At 61.0% G+C, this 4,523-nt stretch carries 6 protein-coding genes; 2 read left to right on the forward strand and 4 right to left on the reverse strand.

The genetic code is table 11. The features are described 5' to 3' along the window. Nucleotides 1–3 precede the first annotated feature (3 nt). From OX459_RS12770 to OX459_RS12780, 3 genes are read right to left on the reverse strand one after another with little or no spacing between them, the layout of a single operon-like run. Nucleotides 4–615 carry a DUF799 domain-containing protein gene (locus tag OX459_RS12770; protein WP_257219234.1) on the reverse strand — a complete coding sequence of 204 codons (612 nt, stop codon included), beginning with the start codon at nucleotides 613–615 and terminating at the stop codon, nucleotides 4–6. A gap of 47 nt (nucleotides 616–662) precedes the next feature. Further along, nucleotides 663–1,031: a DUF4810 domain-containing protein gene (locus tag OX459_RS12775; protein WP_231958215.1), complete on the reverse strand. Its 369-nt coding sequence runs from the start codon at nucleotides 1,029–1,031 to the stop codon at nucleotides 663–665. A gap of 8 nt (nucleotides 1,032–1,039) precedes the next feature. Beyond that, the gene (locus OX459_RS12780; RefSeq protein ID WP_077403418.1) at nucleotides 1,040–1,714 is read right to left on the reverse strand and encodes a CsgG/HfaB family protein; all 675 of its coding nucleotides are present in this window, start codon (nucleotides 1,712–1,714) and stop codon (nucleotides 1,040–1,042) included. 311 nt (nucleotides 1,715–2,025) lie between these two features. On the opposite strand from OX459_RS12780, the gene OX459_RS12785 reads away from it, so the two are divergent. After that, the gene (locus tag OX459_RS12785; RefSeq protein WP_289905322.1) at nucleotides 2,026–3,225 is read left to right on the forward strand and encodes a YbfB/YjiJ family MFS transporter; all 1,200 of its coding nucleotides are present in this window, start codon (nucleotides 2,026–2,028) and stop codon (nucleotides 3,223–3,225) included. A 30-nt stretch (nucleotides 3,226–3,255) separates the two neighbouring features. On the opposite strand, the gene OX459_RS12790 is transcribed toward OX459_RS12785, so the two are convergent. Then, nucleotides 3,256–3,624, reverse strand: a complete 369-nt coding sequence (locus OX459_RS12790) for a cupin domain-containing protein (RefSeq protein ID WP_215409092.1) — start codon at nucleotides 3,622–3,624, stop codon at nucleotides 3,256–3,258. Nucleotides 3,625–3,858: 234 nt separating this feature from the next. On the opposite strand from OX459_RS12790, the gene OX459_RS12795 reads away from it, so the two are divergent. Next, nucleotides 3,859–4,392: an ankyrin repeat domain-containing protein gene (locus tag OX459_RS12795; protein ID WP_289905323.1), complete on the forward strand. Its 534-nt coding sequence runs from the start codon at nucleotides 3,859–3,861 to the stop codon at nucleotides 4,390–4,392. Nucleotides 4,393–4,523: the final 131 nt, after the last annotated feature.

Below are 4,523 nucleotides of genomic sequence, written 5' to 3' on the forward strand. Positions count from 1 at the left end.
CGATTACTGCGCCAGGTAGCGTTCCGAACGGGGACCGTACAGCAAGCCATTCGGCACGCCGGCCGACAGCATGCGCGCGTTTGCCGTGCCGGCGAGCGGATGGCTGGCATCGGTGCTGGTGTTGATGATCTGCTTGACGGCCGCCGTCACCAGTGCGCCGATCAAGCCGCCGCCACCGCTGTTGTTGCCTTCGTTGCTCGACGCGCTGGCCGCGCCCTGCCACAGCAAGGCGCCCGTCTTCAGGTCGACCAGCTTGGCATCGACCGACACCACCGTCACGCTGTCGATCACGGCGTAAGTGGTGCCGTACTTGGAGATCGTCACGTACAGGCCCGCATCGGCGCCAAAGATCTCGTTGAGCTTTTTCGCATCGACGCCGTGGATATCGGCGGCGTTCGTCAAGCCGTTCTGCTTGAAGGTTTCACCGACCACGGCCACCGGCAGCACATAGTAGCCCGCTTCGGCCAGCGGATACGTCACTTGCGCGTAGACGCTGTTGCCGGCATTGACTTCCGGCGAGTTGTTCAACGGCGGCAAGACCACGATGGAGCGGGGCTTGGCTGCCTTGAAGGCGGTGTAATCGTATGCCGCCTGCTTGGTGGCGCAACCGACCATGAAGATGGCGGGACCCAGGCACAAGGCCATTTTCAACATGCGCGACATCATAATTTCTCGCCTTTTTTCATTTTACCCAACAGGAAGTCCATGTACGGCGTCGATTCCGGGAACAGTTTTTTCTCGTCTTCGAACTGCGCTTCGACTTGCTCCGGCTTGCCAGCGATCGAGTACAGCATGCCCAGGTGGGCATGGAAACCCGGCGGCGCGTGGTTGCCCTTCGCGCCGATCACTTGCAAGTCTTTTTCCATGGCGGCGATCTGCTGTTCCGGGCTTTCACCCTTCAGGTATTCGTACACTTGCGGCTGGTAGCCTTCCCATTGGTACAGGGTCTTCGATTGCGTGGCGCAACCGGTCAGGGCGGCACAGGCGAGCAGCGCCAGCAGGGCTGCGCCCTTGTTCATCATTGTTTTCATGGGATACCTTATTGTTTGCGCATTGCGCCCGCTTCGACACCAGCCACCAGGCGCTCGACCGCTTCGCGCATGGCCAGGTCCAGCACTTTGCCGTTGAGGGTCGCGTCATAGCTGGCTGTGCCGCCAAAACCCAGCACTTCGCGGTTCGACAGGCTGTATTCACCGGCGCCGGCGGCCGAAAACACGACTTCCGAGGTAGCGATGTTGACGACGTTCAAGGTGACCTTGGCATATGCCACTTGCGTCTTGCCGCGGCCCATGATGCCGAACAATTGCTTGTCGCCAACTTCCTTGCGGCCGAATTCGGTCACGTCGCCCGTGACGACGAAATCCGCACCCTTGATGTTCTGGCCCTGCTTCTTGAACTCGGCTTCCTGCTTGAGTTCCGCCATGTTGTCGCGGTCGAGCACATTGAAACGATTGGACGTCTGCAGGTGCGCAATCAGAATTGTTTTCGACTGGCTGCCCAGGCGGTCGACGCCATCGGAAAAGATGCCGCGCATGAAGTTCGAGCGGTTGTCGAATTTGCCGACAGCGATCAGGGTGCGTGGACCAACGTAGGGACGGGCTGCGCTGGCAACCGTGGGGACAGCCAAAGCTTGCGAGGATTCGGAAGCGCAACCAGCCAACGCCGCGCCAATCAGCGCTGCAATCAACAACGCGCCGGGTTTATTCTTGTTCATAGTGCCCTTATGATATGGAGGATCAGGAGCAACCTGCGAAATTGATTTTTGGCAAGTTAATTTCCTAATGGCAATTATATGGTATTGCATGTCTCATAATTCTCTCCAAAAGTAACGATGGCAAGGATTGCATGATTGCCGGCGCTACTCAGGCGCGGCCCTGCTTGACTTCCCGGGGCCGATTCATTAACTTAGTAGTAAAAAAGCGCGCCGTCAGCGCCCTGTGCCACTGTCCCTCTCGGACTTCGCCCGCCGGCCCGCCCCACTCCGGCGCCAACTCCACGTTTTCCACCAAGACGGGTCTCCTGGCCATGCCGATACACGATCATTCCCCGGCCCATCCGCTGGCCACGGCGCTGGCGCTCTCGCTGGGCGCCGCCGTCGCCCTGGGCCTGTCGCGCTTTTCCTATGGCTTGCTGCTGCCGCCCATGCGCGCCGACCTGGGCTGGTCCTACCTGCTGGCAGGGGCCATGAACACCTTCAATGCGCTCGGTTACTTTCTCGGCGCCCTAGCCACACCGGCCCTGATGCGCCGCCTGGGCGTGTGGCGCTTGCTGATCGTCGGTTCCGTGCTGGCCAGCATCTTCATGCTGATGTCGGGCCTCGTCAGCGATACGGCCACCCTGTTCCTGCAGCGCGTGTGCGCGGGCGTGGCCAGCGCCTTCATTTTCATCGCCGGCGGCGTGCTGGCGGCGCGGCTCGGCTCCATGCACAGCCAGCGCGCCGGCTTCTACATCGGCCTGTATTACGGCGGCACGGGATTCGGCATCGCGCTGTCGGCCCTACTGGTGCCGGCCGCATTGACGTCCGCCCAGGAGCACGGCGCCGCGCATGCGTGGCAATGGCCGTGGCTGGCACTGGGCATCGCCTGCCTGCTCGCCACCGCCATCATGGCCTTGCCGGCAAAAGCCATCGGCGAAGCGCCGCGTGCCGTCGACACGCCGCGGCGCTTCGCCTGGCGCGACTTTTCCCCCAGCCTGGCCGGCTACTTCATGTTCGGCGTCGGCTACATCGGCTACATGACCTTCGTCATCGCCCTGCTCAAGCAGCAAGGCATGCCGCCCACCTTGGTCACGGTTTTCTACACGGTATTGGGTCTGGCGGTGGTGGCGTCGTCGCGCATCTGGGCGCGCATGCTCGACCGCTACAAGGGCGGCGAATCGCTGGCGATATTGAATGGCGTGCTGGGCGCGGTGACCATCCTGCCCGCGCTGACGAGCTTTGTCCCCGTCGTGTTCCTTTCCGGCCTCGTCTTCGGCGCCGTGTTCCTGTCGGTCGTGGCGTCGACCACGGCCCTGGTGCGGCATAACCTGCCGCAGCAATCCTGGACGGCCGGCATCAGCGCCTACACGACGGTGTTCGCGCTGGGCCAGATCGTCGGCCCCATCGTCGTCGGCTGGATCGCCGACGGCCCGGCCGGCCTGGAACGGGGCTTGATCGCCTCGGCCATCGCCCTCTTCATCGGCGCGGCGCTGGCCGCGCGGCAAAAGGCGCTGGCGGCGGGCGCGTAAGCGACTGTCTCGCACATGCATTGGCCCCGCTTATTGCGGTTTGGCATACTTTGCGACGCCTGTTACATCGAACAGTACACAACGCTGGTTTCCAACCACCCAGGCGTCGTGCCCTGGTGGCATATAGAAGACGTCACCCGGACCATATTCCATTTCGGCGCCATCATTCATCCTTACCACCATCCGTCCCTCAAGGACCATGCCGGTATGAGCTGCCTGGCACGAATCGGTTCCTGCAATCGGTTTTACGTGCAGACTCCAACGCCAGCCAGGCTCAAATTCGCCGCGCCCCATGGTCTGTTCGCCAAGCGTAAAGACAGCCATCCGGCCGGCTCCGTCCTTGAATGGGCGGACTTCGTCCGGCTTATCCAAGGATTTCTTTTCTAACATTGCACTCATGACCCGTCCCTCCTTTGGAATTTCTGGAAGTATTAAATTTCCGAATTGGAATAACTGTCACAATATAAAAATCACATCATTTTCCAATATAGTTTAATAATGGAAATTTACAAGCAGAGCACCTGCCGCACTTACCTCAAATGCGGAGCCGGATCGTACAATTGAAACTTCCGGGCCAATGCTTCAACATCCATTTACACTGCAGGCATAGCCCACCTTCGCGGAAAGAAAACGATGAACACCGATGCACGAAAAATCCCCGCAACGATGGATGCGGAAACGCTGGAATTCATCCAGGGCCTGTTCGCCCTGGTGCGCGAAGGCGATACGCAGCAACTGGGCGCCATGGTGGCTCAGGGCGTGCCAGTGAACTTTCGCAACGAAAAAGGCGACAGCCTGATCATGCTGGCCAGCTACCATGGCCACCTGGAAACGTCGCGCCTGCTGCTCGCAGCGGGCGCCGACGCCAACGCCCCCAACGACCAGGGCCAGACACCGCTGGCCGGCGTGGCCTACAAGGGTTACCTGGACATCGCCGAACTGCTGCTCCAGCACGGCGCCAATGTGGAAGGCGCCAGCCCGGACGGCAAGACCCCCTTGATGATGGCCGCCATGTTCAACCGCCTGGCCATCCTCGACCTGCTGCTGCAACACGGCGCCCGCATCGATGCCGTGGACAGCCGCGGCATGACTGCCGTTTCACTGGCCAAGAGCATGAATGCGCAGGAAACCCTGGGACGCCTGGCCAGCTTGGGGCAGACGGCATAGCCAATGTTAGCATTTAATAAAGCGCAACTTGCTGCAGATCGAGATGGCCAAGGCTGAAATCGTGTACGAATGGCGGACTTGACCCCGCCCCCCCTAACTTGGGTGGATTGGGACCTGACTCCGGCCCTACG

Origin of the sequence: Janthinobacterium sp. SUN026 (assembly GCF_030397625.1) — a bacterium.
Lineage (GTDB): Bacteria > Pseudomonadota > Gammaproteobacteria > Burkholderiales > Burkholderiaceae_D > Janthinobacterium > Janthinobacterium kumbetense.